Below are 16,060 nucleotides of genomic sequence, written 5' to 3'. Positions count from 1 at the left end.
AGCGTAGGCTGGGCGCATGCCAGAAGCCGTCATTGTTTCCACTGCCAGAAGCCCGATCGGACGCGCCTTCAAAGGGTCGCTGAAGGACGAACGGCCCGACGACCTCGCGACTGCCATGGTGACCGCGGCGCTGGCCCGGATTCCGTCCTTCGACGCGGCCGACGACGCGGGCCGGGGCCTGGACGATCTCTATCTGGGCTGCGCCGAGCCCAGCGGCGAAGCCGGTTCCAACATGGCCAGGGTGGTCACCATCCTGGCCGGACTGGACAACGTTCCCGGGGCCACGATCAACCGCTTCTGCGCCTCCAGCCTGCAAACGCTCCGGATGGCCTTCCACGCCATCAAGGCCGGCGAAGGACACGCGTTTGTTGCCGCCGGAGTGGAGTCCGTGTCCCGTTACCGTGACTGGGCCGGCGCGGGAGAGACGGACGCCAGCACGCACAATCCGCTCTTTGATGCCGCCCGGCAGCGCACCGCCGCCAGGGCGGGGTCCAATACCCCGTGGACGGATCCGCGGCTGGGCGGCCGTATGCCGGACATCTATATCGCCATGGGCCAGACCGCCGAAAACGTCGCAACCAGCTTCGGCATCAGCCGGGCGGACCAGGACGCCTGGGCCGTGCTGAGCCAGAACCGCGCCGAGGCAGCCATCGCCTCCGGATTCTATGCCCGCGAGATCACCGCCTACACCCGCAGGGACGGCACCGTGATCGACCGGGACGACTCCCCGCGGGCCGGCGTCACTATGGAGTCGGTCAGCGCCCTGCAGCCGGTCTTCCGCGCCGAGGGCACCGTCACCGCCGGCAACGCCTGCCCGCTGAACGACGGAGCGGCCGCCGTCGTGGTGATGAGCGATTCGCGGGCGCGCGAACTCGGGCTGGAACCTCTGGCGCGGATTATCTCCACCGGCGTCAGCGCCCTCTCCCCCGAGCTCATGGGCATGGGCCCGGTGGAGGCGAGCCGACGGGCGCTGGACCTGGCCGGGCTGGGTATCCAGGACATCGACCTGGTGGAACTCAACGAGGCCTTCGCGGTGCAGGTCGTCGCCAGCGCCAAGGAACTCGGGATCGATCATGACAAGCTCAACGTCCACGGCGGCGCCATCGCACTGGGCCATCCTTTCGGCATGACCGGCGCCCGGATGACCACCACCCTGCTCAACGGCCTCCGGGAACGCGATGCGACCCTGGGGCTGGCCACGTTGTGCGTCGGCGGCGGCCAGGGCATGGCCGTGGTGCTGGAGCGGCTGGGCTGAGCGGGCGCCTACCGCCGTCGGCACCGCCGCCGCCCGCCACCGCACAAGATTGGCGCACAGCGCCGCCACAACTGCAAAGAGGAGCCCCGCCGTGTGGCGGGGCTCCTCTTTCTTGGTTCTCAGGTACCGGCAATCAGCCGCGGGTGTTACTCGTCGCCGCGGAGGATCGCCAGGAGGCGGATGATCTCAACGTAGAGCCACACCAGGGTCACCGTGAGGCCGAAGGCCGCGGTCCAGGAGAAGCGCTGCGGGGCGCCGCTACGGACGCCGGCTTCGATGCTGGTGAAGTCCATAATCAGCGAGAACGCGGCCAGGCCGATCGCCAGCACGCCGATGAAGACGCCCAGCGGGATGCCCATGATCTCCATTGAGGTGCGCAGGCCGAACGGGGAATCGACGGCGCCGGTCCACATCATGACCATGTTGATGAGCGCGAAGACGGCGTAGCCGATGGTGGCGATCATAAAGAAGCGCATGGCCTTCGGCGTGGCCCGGACCTTGCCGCTCCGGAAGAGCACCAGGGTCACGGCGAACACGGAGAGCGTGCCGATCACGGCCTGCAGGCCGACGCCCGGGTACATGTTGTCCAGGATCCGCGTCAGGCCGCCGAGGAAAAGACCCTCGAGGGCTGCGTAGGCCAGGATCAGCGCAGGAGACGGCTGCTTCTTGAAGGTGTTGACCAGGGCGAGGACGAATCCGCCCAGCGCGCCGACGATCATGAGCATGTAGGCCAGGCCCTCTGCCACCACCAGGGTGACGGCGGCACCGGCAACCACGGCGCCGAGGCAGGCCGCGGTCTTCATGATGACGTCGTCGTAGGTCATGCGTCCCGTGTCGGCGGGGCCGGCGGCGGGCCGGTTGTACATGTCCTGGAGCTGGCCCTGGGTCATGCCCTGCTGGGCAGCGCTCCAGCCGGCCTGGCCGTCCATGACCTGGCCCGGGGCGCGGCCCGGAACCTGGCCGTACTGGCCCTGTCCGTAGTGGCCCTGTCCGTACGCCTGCGGGGCAGGCGGTGCCTGGGTGGCTCCACGGAAGTTCTTTCCGTTGAAGACTGGGTTTCCGCCAAGTGCCATTGCTGGTGTCCTCCAAATAAGGGGGTGAGTATTGATCCGGTGGTGATCTGTCGGAACTCGTTACGAGTCGGGGCTCGTTACAAGTCGGTGCTCGTTACAACACGCTACCAATTCCAACAGCTGGCATGCAGGGATAGTTCCCGGGACGCCGCTCCCGCAACCCAACCGTGACCTCTCCGCCGTGTTCCGGCTCCGGACGGCGCTGCGCGGCGACGGAATGTTTAGGCATACTCCGGATCAACAAAAGTTTACTTTAGGACAGGTAAAGCACCCCGCCGCCCGGGCTTCACGGTTGTTACCCGATCGCGACGTTCCGCCTGCTCGCGACGGCATTCTTTGCCCCGCGCGGGCTGTAACATAAGCCAAACAGGGTGACGGATATCACAAGCCTTACCGCTCCACCGCATCGCACCACGCACCACCCTCCGTCCCCCTGACTGTTCGCAGCGGTTGCAATGGCGCAACCCACACCACCCCCATGTGGAGGTTTTCATTTTGAGAAGCACACCGAGAGGCCTGTCGCAGAGACGGCGCGGCAGACTGCTGAAAGTTGTGGGGGCTGTTTTTGCCGCCGTGGCCGCGCTACTGCTGATCGTCGCGCCGGCATCACAGGCCACGAGCCCCTCTCCGACACCATCCCCGTCGGCAACCACGTTCCAGAACAGCATCAGCGGCTTCCTGCGCGGCGACGACCGCGCCCCGATCGCTGACGTCACCATCACCGCCACGAACGGCGACTTCACCGGAACGGCGACGTCGAATGCCAACGGCTCCTGGACTATCGGGGTACCCACCCAGGGAACCTACAAGGTCGAGCTGGATGAATCCACGCTCCCGGAGGGCATTCAGCTCGCGGAGGGCCAGCAAAACCCCCGCGAAGTCACCTTCAGCCAGACCTCCAACCTCTCGGTGATCTTCGCCTTCGGCGAAGGCATCGTGGTGCAGCAGCAGGATTTCGGCCAGAACCTGATCAACCGCCTCGTGGCGGGCCTGAGCTTCGGTCTTCTGCTGGCCCTTGCCTCCGTTGGCCTCTCGCTGATCTTCGGCACCACCGGGTTGACCAACTTCGCCCACGGTGAAATGGTCACCCTCGGCGCCGTCCTGGTGTTCTCCTTCAACGCCATGAACCTTCCGTTCTGGCTGGCCATCCTGCTCGCGCTGCTCGGCGGCGGTCTATTCGGATACGTCCAGGACGCGGGCTTGTGGAAGCCGCTGCGGCGCCGCGGCACCGGCCTGGTTCCGATGATGATCGTCAGCATCGGCCTCGCGCTGGCCGTCCGCTACGTGATCCAGTTCTTCTTCGGCGGCGCCACCCAGCAGCTGCCGTTCGCCCAGAGCTCGGAGATACAGCTCGGCCCGATCTCCATCTCCCCCAACAACCTCTGGTCCCTCGTGATCAGCGCGGTGGTCATTGCGATCCTCGGCGTCGTCCTGCTCAAGACCCGCCTCGGCAAAGCCACCCGCGCGGTCGCCGACAACCCGGCGCTGGCGGCGGCCTCCGGCATTGACGTCGACTCCGTCATCCGGATTGTCTGGGTCACCGGCGGCATGCTCGCGTCCCTCGGCGGCATCCTGTGGGCGTACTACCGGCCCGGTGTCACGTTCGACATGGGTTCGCAGATCCTGCTGCTCATCTTCGCCGGCGTCACGCTGGGTGGCCTCGGCACTGTGTGGGGCGCCCTGATCGGCTCCATCATCGTCGGCATCTTCGTGGAGCTGACCACCGTGTTCGGCCTCGCCGCCGACCTTAAATACGTGGGAGCACTGTTCATCATGATTATTGTCCTTCTGATCCGGCCCCAAGGCATCTTGGGCCGGCGCGAGCGCGTGGGTTAGGAGACAGCCATGGACTTCGGATTTATTTTTTCCAGCGCTGCCGGAGAACTGTTTAGCCCGACGACGGCGGCGTACGCCCTCGCCACGCTCGGCCTTGCGGTTCACTTCGGCTACGCCGGCCTGCTCAACTTCGGCCAGGCCGGCTTCATGGCGGTGGGAGCCTACGGCTTCGCCATCTCCACCCTGACGTTCGGTGTTCCGTTCTTCGTCGGTCTTCTGATCGCCGTGGTCTGCTCGGCCATCTTCGCGTTGCTGCTGGGTATTCCCACCCTCCGGCTGCGGGCCGACTACCTGGCCATCGTCACGATCGCGGCGGCGGAGATCGTCCGTTACATCGTCACGACCAACCAGCTGACCGCCATCACCGGTTCGGCCAACGGCCTCGCCGCGTTTGAAGGTGACTTCTACGCGATGAACCCGTTCCCTCCGGGTTCCTACATGGGCATGAACAACCGCGACTTCTTCATCCGGGTAGTCGCCTGGGCAGTCGTGGCCCTGTTCTGCACCTTGGTGTGGCTGCTGATGCGCAGCCCCTGGGGGCGCGTCCTCAAGGGCATCCGTGAAGACGAAAACGCCGTCCGCTCGCTCGGCAAGAACGTGTACGCCTACAAGATGCAGGCCCTGATCATCGGTGGTGTCCTCGGCGCCCTGGCCGGCATGATCTTCACCCTCCCCCGCGGCGCGGTCCAGCCGGCGAACTACGGCACCGAACTGACGTTCTTCCTCTACACCTGCCTGCTGCTCGGCGGCCTGGGCACGGTGCTGGGGCCGGTCGTCGGCGCCATGATCTTCTGGGTCGTGCTGTCCCTCACTCAAGGCATCCTGTACGGCCTGATCGAATCCGGCGCCATCACCTGGCTGAACACCGTCCAGGCCGGCCAGCTGCGCTACATCCTGGTGGGTGTCGCGCTGATGCTGCTGATGATCTTCAGGCCCCAAGGTGTCCTCGGCAACAAGAAGGAGCTGGCGTTCGCATGAGCACGCAGAGCGAAGAACCCCGAGAGTCGGAAAATATCGACTACATGACGGACACGCGTCCGATCGCCGCGGGCGAGGCTGCCCCCGGCTGCAAGAAGCGCGATCCGATCGTGGTCGCGGAAAACGTCACCCGCAGCTTCGGCGGCATCAACGCCGTCGACGTCGAGTATCTCGAAATCCCGCGGCACAAAATCACCGCACTGATCGGCCCGAACGGTGCGGGCAAAACCACGCTGTTCAATCTGCTGACCGGCTTCGACACCCCCAACACGGGCAAGTGGCAGTTCGAGGGCAACAGCCTCGCCGGGGTCTCCTCCTACAAGGTGGCCCGGATGGGCATGGTCCGCACGTTCCAGCTGACCAAGGTCATGGGCAAGCTCACCGTGATGGAGAACATGCGTCTCGGCGCCTCCCATCAGTCCGGCGAGCGGCTGTCCAAGGCCCTGTTCAAGGGTATCTGGGGCGGCCAGGAAAAGAAGATCACCCAGGAAGCCAATGTGCTGCTGGAGAAGTTCAAGCTGGACGCCAAGAAGGACGACTACGCCGCGTCCCTGTCCGGCGGACAGCGCAAGCTCCTGGAAATGGCCCGCTCGCTGATGGTCCGGCCCAAGCTGGTTATGCTCGACGAGCCGATGGCAGGCGTCAACCCGGCGCTGACGCAGTCGCTGCTGGACCACATCAAGAACCTCAAGGCCGAGGGCATGACCGTGCTGTTCGTCGAGCACGACATGCACATGGTGCGGCACATCGCCGACTGGGTCGTGGTCATGGCCGAAGGCAAGATTGTGGCCGAAGGCCCGCCGGTCGAGGTCATGAAGAATCCGGCCGTGATCGACGCTTACCTGGGCGCCCACCACGACGTGGATCTCGGTGACTCGGAAGGCATCAAGGAGCTGGCCGCTGAACTGGTCGCCGATGAGGAATCGATCGTCGGCACCGAAAATGCCGGCATCATCTCGCTCGACGTCGTCGCCGGTGAAACGGATTCGCCCGCGGTCCCGGACAGCAACGGTCCGCCGCGCGGACGGCGCAGCGCCGAGGAGCCGACCCGCACAGAGAAGGACACAGAATGAGCGCCACCAGCGCGGCAGCCGCCGCCACACCAGTCCATGACGAGGATTCGGTCGTCAAGGTCACCGATCTGGTGGCCGGCTACATCCCGGGCGTCAACATCCTCAACGGCTGCAGCATCGAGGCCCGCAAGGGTGAGCTGATTGGCATTATCGGTCCCAACGGCGCAGGTAAGTCGACCCTGCTCAAGGCGATGTTCGGCCTGGTCAAGGTCCACTCGGGTTCCGTCGTGGTGCGCGGGCAGGACATCACCGGGCTGAAGGCCAACAAGCTCGTCAGCCGGGGCATCGGCTTTGTGCCGCAAAACAACAACGTGTTCGCCGCGTTGACCATCGAGGAAAACCTCCAGATGGGCATGTTCCAGCGGCCCAAGGACTTTGCGGAGCGCTTCGATTTCGTCACGGGCCTGTTCCCGGAACTCGGCAAGCGGCGCGCCCAGCGCGCGGGCTCGCTCTCCGGCGGCGAACGCCAGATGGTCGCGATGGGACGGGCCCTCATGATGGACCCGGCCGTGCTGCTGCTCGACGAGCCCTCGGCGGGCCTCTCCCCTGTCAAGCAGGATGAGACCTTCCTCCGGGTTCACGAGATCAACCGTGCAGGCGTTTCGGTCATCATGGTGGAACAGAATGCCCGGCGCTGCCTGCAGATCTGCGACCGCGGCTATGTCCTGGACCAGGGCAAGGACGCGTACACCGGCACCGGCCGGGAGCTCATGAAGGACCCGAAGGTCATTCAGCTATACCTGGGCACCCTCGCCGACACCGTCGAGTAATCCCCCGGCAGCACCGCAGCAGAAGGGCCGTCACCAGCCGGTGGCGGCCCTTCTGCGTGCCCGGGGTCCAACGTCCGGGCTTCCCGCCGTCCCCGGCGGCTCCGGGCGCCTCCGTGGTGACCTCCGGGCGCCTCCGCAGCCGCTTGCTCGGCGCCTGCGCTCGTCCCTCCCCGGCGGCCCCCTCCCCTCGCACGCTCGGGCAGGGAACCCCGCCCCCGTGGCCCCACCCGGCGGCCCCCTCCCTCGCACGCTCGGGCAGGGAACCCCGCCCCCGTGGCCCCACCCGGCGGCCCCCTCCCCTCGCACGCTCGGGCAGGGAACCCCGCCCCCGTGGGCCCAGCGCAACCACGGCGCTTTCACAAGCATCTGCCTCCGTCGCCCTCAGCGTTAATCCCACCTGCCGCTCCCTCCCAAAACGACGCGGTGTCACGCGGCGCAGTCGCTTGACCAGATCGACGACGGCGTCATGCAGCGCAGCGTTCTGGCCGGGCCGTCGAACCACGGAGCCGGGCTCCCGCCGTCGGGCAGTCCTATGACGCTCAAAAGGCCGCTGCGCCTGACGCCCCGCCCCGACTGCTCCCCCGGCACGCAAAAGACCCCCGCCCAAGGGGCGGGGGTCTCCTGGTGGCTACGGAAGGGTGGGCTTAGAGCTTGCCGAACTCTTCCTTGGATGCCTTGTAGGTGTTGTCATCCTGGAACTCGTAGATGCCGACGTATGCTTCAGTCGGGTCACCGGCGTCGGAGAACGTTACGGGGCCGGACTGGCCGTCGTAGTCGATGTCCTTGCCGTTGCGGAGCAGGGTGACGCAGGTCGGGAAGTCGCTGCACTTTTCGCCGCCTTCCGAGACTGCCTTGAGCTGCTTGGCGATGTCGACGCCCTTGGTGCTCTTGGCGGCTTCGGAAGCCAGTGCGATCAGGTTTGCGGCGTCGTAGGATTCGCCTGCGTAGCTGTAGTCCTTCAGCGCGGGATCGATGGCCAGGAGCTTCTTCTTGAAGTCCTCCTTCGCGAAGGTGCCCGGGATGGTGCCCTGGGCGCCCTTCAGGGTTCCGGCCTGGAAGTCCTTGCTGTAGTCGGACATGTTGCCGTCGACGAGGAAGAGCTGCGTGGGCTTGATGCCCTTGCCGGTCATCAGCGGCACGATGCTCTTGGCCTGGTCAAAGGTGATCAGGGCGATGGCATCCGGCTTCGCGGCGATGACCTTGTCCACCTGGCTGCTGAACTGGGAATCACCTTCGTTGAAGAGTTCCTCTGCGACGACCTGGCCGCCGGCTGCCTCGAACGCCGACTTCACGTTCTTCGCGAGGCCTGTTCCGTAAGCGTCGTTCAGGACGATCATGCCAACGGTCTGGGCGCCACAGGTGGCCATGTAGTTGCCGAGGACCTTGCCCTGGAGCACGTCAGAGGGAGCGGTGCGCCAGTAGAGGCCCTTGTCGTCCCAGTCGGTGAAGTCAGGCGAGGTGTTCGCCGGGGAGAACTGGATGACGCCTGCGCCGGTGATCTGGTTGATCACGGTCTTGGAAACGCCGGAGGATGCGGCACCGATGATGGCGCCGACGCCCTGGCCCAGGAGGGCGGTGGTGGACTGCGTGGCGATGTCGGTCTTGGTGTCGCCGGAGTCGCGGTGGATGACCTGCACCGGCTTACCCAGCACACCGCCGGCCGAGTTGATTTCCTTGATGCCAAGGTTGACACCCGCGATCTCGGGCGGGCCAAGGAAGGCCAGCGACCCGGTGGTCGGCAGGAGCGAGCCGATCTTCAGCGGGGTGTCAGTGGTGGTGGTGGAAGCAGGAACCTGGCCGGTGTTGGTCGCGGCCGATGTTCCGGCGCCAGCTCCAGCGCTGGGTGCCGGGCAGGCGATGCCCGCGGCGTTGGCAGAGGCGGATCCGGTCGACGTCGGGGTGGACGAGCCACCACAAGCCGTAGCCAGAAGGGCGACGCCGATGCTAAGCGCGGTCAGCTTAGCGATGCGGGGTGCCACCTGGGGGAGTGAAGTCATTTACAATCTCCTCGATCTAAAGGTGCGAACGGCCTTTGATGCGAATGATCAGGTGTTCCTGATTTAACTTCAAGCTAGTGCAATTCCGGCCCGATCCAAAGTGACTACGGTCACATCCTTATAACACTCGTTGCATAGAGGAAATCTGGCCGCCGGACCCGGGCGCGCCAGGAACAGTGCCCCAGGTGGGACTCGAACCCACAACACGCGGATTTTAAGTCCGCTGCCTCTGCCAATTGGGCTACTGGGGCGCCCGGTCAATGGTATCCCGCCGGACCGCCGGCTAGGCGACGCCGAACGGCTTGGCGTAGCGGAATGTCCCGCTCACGCCGCCGGGCCAGACGGCCAGCGGCAGCAGCTGGAAATGCCCGCCCCAGGCCGGGTCGGGGGCCTCCACGCCGAGGGAGGTGGACGCCACGAAGCCGAACCGCGAGTAGTACTCCGGATCGCCCAGCAGCGCGATGCCGCGCTCCCCCGCGGCGTTGGCCCGGGCGATCGTTTCCTTCATCAGCGCGCTGCCGATGCCGTGCCGCTGCAGGCGCGGGACGACGCCGATGGGGCCCAGGCCCAATAGCGCCAGCTCCCCCGCCCAGGCACGGGTGCTGATGACGTGACCGACGATCTCGCCGCCGAGCTCAGCGATGACGCTGAACTCCGGCAGGTAGTCCTCGCACTCGAAGAGCGCGGCCAGGAGTGCCACTTCCTCGGGCTCGCCCTGGACGGGCAGCCCGGTGACCGGTGAGACCGCGAAGGCCGCTGCGGTGAGGGCCAGGACGGCAGGCCGGTCCGCGTGCTGTTCACTGCGCAACACCAGTTCCGGGGCGGGCTTGTGCTCCCCGCTGGCCGCGACCAGCTCGTGCAGCACCTCTAGCGCCCGGTCGGCGTCCGCGACAGGGACCAGAATGTGGTCGTGATGGAAGCCGGCCAGGACGTTGCAGCTGATCTTGGCCTCGGTCAGGGCGGCGCTGACGGCGGCGGTCAGACCGATGGCCTCGAGGGAGGAGTGCACCTGGAGGGTGATCCATGCTCCGACGAAGTCGTAGGACAGTCCGAGGCTGTCGGCTTCGGCCCGCGGCAGGACGACGGTCAGGCCCTCTGCCTCGCGGACGGCGGCAGCGACCGCACCGGCGAGGGGCCTGCCGTGGGGCCAGAGGACGTAGACGAACTCGCCCTCACGGAGTTCCGGGTGCATGGTGGCCAGCAGGGTGTGGAGGTCCTTTTCAGCTGTCATGGGGCAAGTCTAGGCGGGGCACCGCCGGGTGCGGGACGGGATCCGGCGGATGATGACGGCTTAACAGCGACGGCGGCCGCTCCCCCACAGGGGAACGGCCGCCGTCGAACGGTGATGCAGGCTACTTCGAGTCTGCCGACACGGCTTCCTTGTTGGCAGCCTTGCCCGCCCCGGCCGCCGGCTTCTCAGCCGAAGGTGCGGCGGGAGCCGCAGCCGGCTTGGGTGCCGGCGTCGCGGCGGCAACGAACGCACCGCGGGGGTTGTCCAGATCGACCAGCTGGGTGGTGTCGCGGCCGACGAAGAACGCCAGGATCCAGCCGAAGATCACGCGGAGCTTGCGTTCCACAGTGGGCATGGCCAGGCCGTGGTAGCCGCGGTGTGCCAGCCAGGCGAGGGGTCCCTTGAGACCAATCCGGCCGACGATGTTGAGGTTGGCGACACCCTTCCATTCGCCGAATCCGGCAACGGCGCCCAGGTTCTTGTGCTTGTAGTCCTTGAGGGGCTTGTCCCAGCGGGATGCCCACAGGTTCTTGGCAAGCCGCTTGGCCTGGCGCAGGGCGTGCTGGGCGTTGGGGACGCAGGTGCCGTCCGGCAGCCCGCTGCCCGTGAGGTCCGGCACGGCTGCAATGTCGCCGGCGGCCCAAGCGTTTTCGATGATGCCTTCGTCCCCGGCGATGCGCAGATCCGGAAGGACGCGCACGCGGCCGCGGGGCTCCAGCGGGAAGTCAGTGGAACGGATCATCGGGTTGGCCTGCACACCGGCAGTCCAGACCAGGGTGTCCGACTCGAATTCCTGGGCCGGGGTCTTGTCCGGGAGGTTGATGAGCTTCAAGGAGCCCTCGGCGTTGTCGAGGGAGGTGTTGAGCAAGACCTCGATGCCGCGGCTGCGGAGGTGCTCGACAACCCACTCGGCCTGGTTGGCGGTGACTTCCGGCATGATCCGGCCCATGGCCTCGACCAGGACGAAGCGGACTTCCTCCTGCTTGACGCGCGGGTTGTTCTTGACCGCGGCGCGGGCCAGGTCTTCCATTTCGGTGATGCATTCGATGCCGGCGAAGCCGCCGCCGACGACGACGAAGGTCAGGGCCCGGGCGCGTTCCACCGGGTCGGTCATCAGAGAGCCGGCTTCGATCCGCTCGAGCACACCGTTGCGCAGGGCGACGGCTTCCTCGATGGTCTTGAGGCCGATGCCCTTGTCCGCGAGCCCTTTGATCGGGAACGTGCGGGTGATCGCGCCTGCGGCCACCACGACGTCGAAGTACGGAACCTCGAAGGTCTCGCCGCCGTCGGCCGGGGCCACAACAGCCGTGCGGCTGGCGTGGTCGATCGACGTGACGCGGCCCTGGATCAGTTCCGTCTGCTTGAGGTGCTTGCGGTGCGAGACAACGGCGTGGCGTGCCTCGATGTTGCCGCCGGCAACTTCGGGGAGGAAGGGCTGGTAGGTCATGTAGGGCAGGGGATCAACGAGGGTGACGATGCCACCGGCATTCGCGATCTTCTTCTGCAGTTTGAGGGCTACGTACAGGCCGACGTACCCGCCGCCGACGACGAGTACCCTGGGACGGTCCTGGAGCTGAGGGGAGGATGCCATTCCCCAAGAATACCGCACTTTGTGAAAAACTTCACTAACTACGGCTTCCCGCTGGAATCCGCGGAATCAAGCACCCCGGTTTCCGGGTTTCCGGAGCTGTCGGACCCGGCCTTCGGGTCCGTCCGGACCGCACGCCGGAGCCGGAAGAAGGCGGCTCCCACGATGCACAGGAACAGTCCGCCGAAGCCGAGCACCACCATGGCCGGCACGGCGCTGTCCAGCCCGGACGGGGCCTCCGCCACCGGGACAGTGGGCTCCGGGAGGGTGGGCGCGGCGCTGGACGGGGTCGGCGCGGCTGCGGCCGGTGCGCTGGACAGGTTGCCCCGACGGTGCACCCGGATCCAGTCGGAAATCGACCCCAGCGGATTGACCCGGGTTTCCGGCACATCGTCCTTCAGCGCAGCTTCGGCGTTGAGGATCCCGAATCCGTACAGCGGGTCCTTCCCCGGAGCGCCGGCATCCTTCGCGGTGCTCACGATTCTGTTGATGACCTGATTGGCCGTCATGTCCGGCCATTTGGAACGGATGAGCGCGGCAACACCGGCGACGATGGGGGTGGCGCCGGAAGTGCCCGCCCATTCCACGTAGCCGCCGCCGGGCATACCCCCGATCAGGTCTTCTGCGGGGGCCGCCACGCCGATGCTGATCCCCTGGGACGAGGAATCGACGCTGGCCTTTCCCTTGCGGTCCAGGCCCGCGACGGTAAGCACACCAGGGATGGTGGCGGGGGCCCCGACCTGGACGTTGCCGCCGCCACGGTTGCCTGCGGCGGCAACGATCACAACGTCGTTCTGCTCGGCGTACAGGAACGCCGCGTCCCAGCTCTGCGGCCATTCCGGTGAGGTGCTGCCGAGGGAGATGTTGATGACGCGGGCCCCGTTGTCGACAGCCCAGCGGACGGCCTGGGGAATCTGGTCCTGGTCGCTCTTGCCGCCCGGGTTCGCCGATCCGAGCCACGTCGAAACGGACAGCAGCTCCGCTTCGGGGGCCACACCGACGATTCCGTCCGGTCCGACGGTCGGCCCGGCACTGGGGCTGGGGCTGGGGCTCGCCTTTTCCGTCGACTTCGCGGGCTGGTGGCCCCGGCCTGCGAGCATAGTGGCGACAAGGGTTCCGTGCTCGGGCTTCGCTCCGATGCTCTTCTGGCCGTCCGTGCTCCCGGCACCGGAGACATCGACGCCGCCGGTCAGGACGCCGGCCAGGTCGGGATGTTTGCCGTCCACGCCGCTGTCGATCACGGCGACCTTGACGTTGGCGCCCTTGGACACCTCCCAGGCCTTGGTGATGCCGGACTCCGCGAGCCAGTATTGCTTTTTGCGCCAGTCATCGGCGTGCGCGGCGGGCGCGGCCGTCAAGCCGGCCGCAAGGGTACCGCCCGCAAGGGCCAAGGCCATCAACGCGGAGGCGGCCCGGCGTCGCCGGTCTGTTGCTCTGGTCATTCGGGTCCTATCGGCGGGACAGCTGGTGGCGCTGCGGTTGCGGTGGCGCTGCGGAACGCCGAGGGATCGTGGTGGGGAGGTGCGAACGGGCGCCGTTCGGGCGGGCGTCCGCCGGCCATGCGGCCGGCCTGCGGCCTAGCTGATACTCAAGGCAATTCCGTCAAGAATATCGTGTTCGCTGGTGACGGCCGTCGTGACCCTGTGGCCGGTGGCGTCGGCCAGCCGTTCCAGGACGCGCCGCCAGACGAGGGCGCCTGCCCCGATCACGTCCACGCGGCCGGGGTGCATGTAGGGCAGGGCGGCGCGCTCCGCGTGGGACATGGCGAGCAGTTCGGTGCAGGCCCGGCGCACGTCGTCGAGCGAAAGTTCGGTGCCATGGATGGCCTCCGCGGAGTATTCCGGCAGCCGGAGCGCGTGGGCCGTGATGGTGGTGACCGAACCGGCCACACCAACGACGGCGGTGCTGCGGTCCAGCGGAACAGTCATCGCTGCTTCATCGAGGGCAGCGTCGACGTCGGCCTCCGCTGCGGCGATCTGCTCGGCTGTGGGCGGGTCGCTGCGCAGGTGGCGTTCTGTCATCCGGACGCACCCGACGTCGACGGACCTGGCAGCGATGACGCCGTCGGCGTTGCCCAGCACGAACTCGGTGCTCCCGCCGCCGAGGTCGACCACGAGGACGGGATCCTCGCCGCGCGAGGGCAGGACGCTGCTGGCGCCCGCGAAGGACAGCGCGGCTTCCGCGTCCCCGGTGATCACTTCGGGTTCGACGCCGAGGAGCCCGCGGATGCCGTCCACGAAGTCCTGCCGGTTGCGGGCGTCGCGTGTGGCCGAGGTCGCGACGAAGCGCACCCTGGTGGCCCCGTGGCTCTCGATCAGCCCGGCATAGTCCGCGGCCGCGGCGAAGGTCCGGTCCAGGGCCTCCGGTGCGAGCTCGCCCGTGGCGTCCACGCCCTGGCCGAGCCGGACGACGCGCATTTCGCGCACGACGTCGGCCAGTCGGGGAGCACCGCCGTCCGATTCCACATCGGCGATGAGCAGGCGGATCGAGTTGGTGCCGCAGTCGACGGCGGCCACGCGGGTCACTGTCCGGCCCCGCTGGCGTCCGCTGAACCGGCGGTTCCGGCGGCGCCGGCGTCTCCGGCGCTGCCGGGGTCTTCGGTGCGCGGCTTCCGGACCGGGGCCGGCCGACCCACGATCTCCGGAAGCCCCTGCGGGCCGTGCCGGCTGAGGTCCTGGGAGGGGGCTTCGCCGCCGGTGTCCCACGCGCCGTCGCAATAGCAGCGCTCTGGTGTCCACCACTCGCTGACGGCTGCGATGGCCTCGTCCCCGAGCGGGTTCACGCCCGGTCCGGCGGCCAGCGAATGCCCCACCAGGACGTGCAGGCACTTGACGCGGGTAGGCATGCCGCCGGCGGAGATGCCGTCAATCTCGGGCACAGCTCCGATGCCGGACCGGGCACCGATCTCCGCGCGGGAGGCCAGATAGGCCTCATGCGCGGCGCGGTAGTCCGCCGCGAGGTCCGCGTCTCCCCCGAGCCGCTCATTCATTTCGTTCATCAGGCCCGCCGCCTCCAGCCGTGACACCGCCGAGGTAATGACCGGGTGCGTGAGGTAGAAGGTGGTGGGGAACGGTGTGCCATTGCTCAGCCGCGGCGAAGTGGCCGCCACCAGCGGGTTGCCGCAGACGCAGCGGGCCGGGATCTCGACGACGTCACGCACCGGGCGCCCTAGTTGCCTGCTCAGGACATCGAGGTCGCGGGGCGAGGGCCGGCGGGAATCCGCCACGGAGCCGGATAAATCCGGGGTTGCCGGGTTGTGTGCGCTCGGGTCCGCTGCCGCGGGGGCCTCGTCCACTCGGTTCTCGTCCACGGGGGCGGCACCTTCCTGCCCTGTCTGGCTTTGTCCGGCGGACAATCCTGCGGCGGGCGCCGCTTCTTAATCTGTTGCCGAGCGCCGGATGGACTCCCAGAGGGAATCCACCCAGGGCAGCTCGGCCGGGTCTTGGGCTGATCCTGTACCGGCCGCGCCACTGGTTGATCCGGCGGGAAGATCGCTGCCAAAGACCCAGTAGCCCGTCTCGCCGGGCATAACCATGTTAATGCGGTCGCGGGCCTGTTGCTTCACGTAGTTAGGATCCTGCCACCGGGAGACCTGGCGCCGGAGATCATTCTGCTCGGACTGTTTCGCCGCAATGTCCGCCTGCAGCTCGGCGATTTCGGCACGTTTTTCGAAGAAGATCTTGACGGTGGGCGCCAGCATGATGGTGATGGCAATCATAACGACGAGCAGCGCCAGCATGCGGCCGGAGAATGCCTTGGCCGGCACGGGGTGGTCCTCCGCCGGCGCGGCGCCCTTCCCGGAGGATGGGGCAGTGCTGTTCCCGGCTGCCGCCGGCGTTGTTGCACCCGGCGCTGCTTCACCCGGCCGGGGAGCCCCCGGAGCGGTTGCGGACGCCGGCGTTCCTGCACCTGGCGCTGCGGCCGGGCGGGTTACAGCCGGACGGGCGGTGGCTGCGTTGCCGGTGTGCTGGCGGGGGGCCGGAACAGCCGTGCCGGCCGGGTTCGGCTGGGTCCCGCGGGAGTTGCCGAAATCAGCCTGGATGACGTCGCCGCCGTCGCCGGTATCCGGAGACTTCGGCGCCGCAGGCGTGGCCCGGGGAACCTTGGGTCGGCGGGTGGCCATGTCACTCCTGTAATGCCGGGCGCTGATCCGGCTGGCTTGGGGCTTGCTGATTCAGCGCTATTCAATGCTCATCCCCGTGGCCCGGACCGGCACCGGCAAAAGCCGGCTGAGCGGCGCCGGCGCGGCGCCAGAAGCG

At 67.5% G+C, this 16,060-nt stretch carries 13 protein-coding genes and 1 tRNA gene; 5 read left to right on the top strand and 9 right to left on the bottom strand.

Annotation, left to right across the window (positions count from 1 at the left end; translation table 11 throughout):
• The first annotated feature begins 16 nt into the window (after nt 1–16).
• On the top strand, nt 17–1,255 hold the full coding sequence (locus ASE96_RS16765) for an acetyl-CoA C-acetyltransferase (RefSeq protein WP_056433091.1): 1,239 nt from the start codon (nt 17–19) through the stop codon (nt 1,253–1,255).
• A 146-nt stretch (nt 1,256–1,401) separates the two neighbouring features.
• On the opposite strand, the gene ASE96_RS16760 is transcribed toward ASE96_RS16765, so the two are convergent.
• Nucleotides 1,402–2,328, bottom strand: a complete 927-nt coding sequence (locus ASE96_RS16760; protein ID WP_056433089.1) for a Bax inhibitor-1/YccA family protein — start codon at nt 2,326–2,328, stop codon at nt 1,402–1,404.
• A gap of 552 nt (nt 2,329–2,880) precedes the next feature.
• On the opposite strand from ASE96_RS16760, the gene ASE96_RS16755 reads away from it, so the two are divergent.
• Genes ASE96_RS16755 through ASE96_RS16740 form a run of 4 tightly spaced genes read left to right on the top strand, consistent with a single transcriptional unit; the run spans nt 2,881 to nt 6,985 of the window.
• Nucleotides 2,881–4,164, top strand: a complete 1,284-nt coding sequence (locus ASE96_RS16755) for a branched-chain amino acid ABC transporter permease (RefSeq protein ID WP_156367647.1) — start codon at nt 2,881–2,883, stop codon at nt 4,162–4,164.
• 9 nt (nt 4,165–4,173) lie between these two features.
• Nucleotides 4,174–5,142, top strand: a complete 969-nt coding sequence (locus ASE96_RS16750; RefSeq protein WP_056433086.1) for a branched-chain amino acid ABC transporter permease — start codon at nt 4,174–4,176, stop codon at nt 5,140–5,142.
• The gene (locus tag ASE96_RS16745; RefSeq protein ID WP_056433083.1) at nt 5,139–6,215 is read left to right on the top strand and encodes an ABC transporter ATP-binding protein; all 1,077 of its coding nucleotides are present in this window, start codon (nt 5,139–5,141) and stop codon (nt 6,213–6,215) included. The genes ASE96_RS16750 and ASE96_RS16745 overlap by 4 nt, the downstream gene beginning before the upstream one ends.
• Entirely contained in the window at nt 6,212–6,985 is a 774-nt protein-coding gene (locus ASE96_RS16740) for an ABC transporter ATP-binding protein (protein WP_056433080.1), read from the top strand. Before ASE96_RS16745 ends, ASE96_RS16740 begins: the two co-directional genes overlap by 4 nt.
• Nucleotides 6,986–7,629: 644 nt before the next feature.
• Here ASE96_RS16740 and ASE96_RS16735 read toward each other — a convergent pair.
• From ASE96_RS16735 to ASE96_RS16700, 8 genes are all read right to left on the bottom strand, one after another.
• Entirely contained in the window at nt 7,630–8,982 is a 1,353-nt protein-coding gene (locus ASE96_RS16735; RefSeq protein WP_056433078.1) for an ABC transporter substrate-binding protein, read from the bottom strand.
• Nucleotides 8,983–9,159: 177 nt separating this feature from the next.
• Nucleotides 9,160–9,233 (bottom strand) — tRNA-Leu (locus tag ASE96_RS16730).
• A 32-nt stretch (nt 9,234–9,265) separates the two neighbouring features.
• A complete protein-coding gene (locus ASE96_RS16725) occupies nt 9,266–10,213 on the bottom strand; it encodes an N-acetyltransferase (RefSeq protein WP_056433075.1) in 948 nt (315 codons plus the stop codon).
• 121 nt (nt 10,214–10,334) lie between these two features.
• Nucleotides 10,335–11,804 carry an NAD(P)/FAD-dependent oxidoreductase gene (locus ASE96_RS16720; protein WP_056433073.1) on the bottom strand — a complete coding sequence of 490 codons (1,470 nt, stop codon included), beginning with the start codon at nt 11,802–11,804 and terminating at the stop codon, nt 10,335–10,337.
• Nucleotides 11,805–11,842: 38 nt separating this feature from the next.
• Nucleotides 11,843–13,243: a S8 family serine peptidase gene (locus tag ASE96_RS16715; protein ID WP_056433070.1), complete on the bottom strand. Its 1,401-nt coding sequence runs from the start codon at nt 13,241–13,243 to the stop codon at nt 11,843–11,845.
• Between the two features lie 135 nt (nt 13,244–13,378).
• Entirely contained in the window at nt 13,379–14,326 is a 948-nt protein-coding gene (locus tag ASE96_RS16710; protein WP_056433067.1) for a Ppx/GppA phosphatase family protein, read from the bottom strand.
• On the bottom strand, nt 14,323–15,027 hold the full coding sequence (locus tag ASE96_RS16705) for a DUF501 domain-containing protein (RefSeq protein WP_056433261.1): 705 nt from the start codon (nt 15,025–15,027) through the stop codon (nt 14,323–14,325). Before ASE96_RS16705 ends, ASE96_RS16710 begins: the two co-directional genes overlap by 4 nt.
• Before the next feature lie 150 nt (nt 15,028–15,177).
• On the bottom strand, nt 15,178–15,924 hold the full coding sequence (locus ASE96_RS16700) for an FtsB family cell division protein (RefSeq protein WP_056433063.1): 747 nt from the start codon (nt 15,922–15,924) through the stop codon (nt 15,178–15,180).
• Between the last annotated feature and the right edge of the window lie 136 nt (nt 15,925–16,060).

The sequence above is a fragment of the Arthrobacter sp. Leaf69 genome (assembly GCF_001422645.1).
Classification (GTDB): Bacteria; Actinomycetota; Actinomycetes; order Actinomycetales; family Micrococcaceae; genus Arthrobacter.
This window is presented reverse-complemented; position numbering and strand designations above follow the sequence as displayed.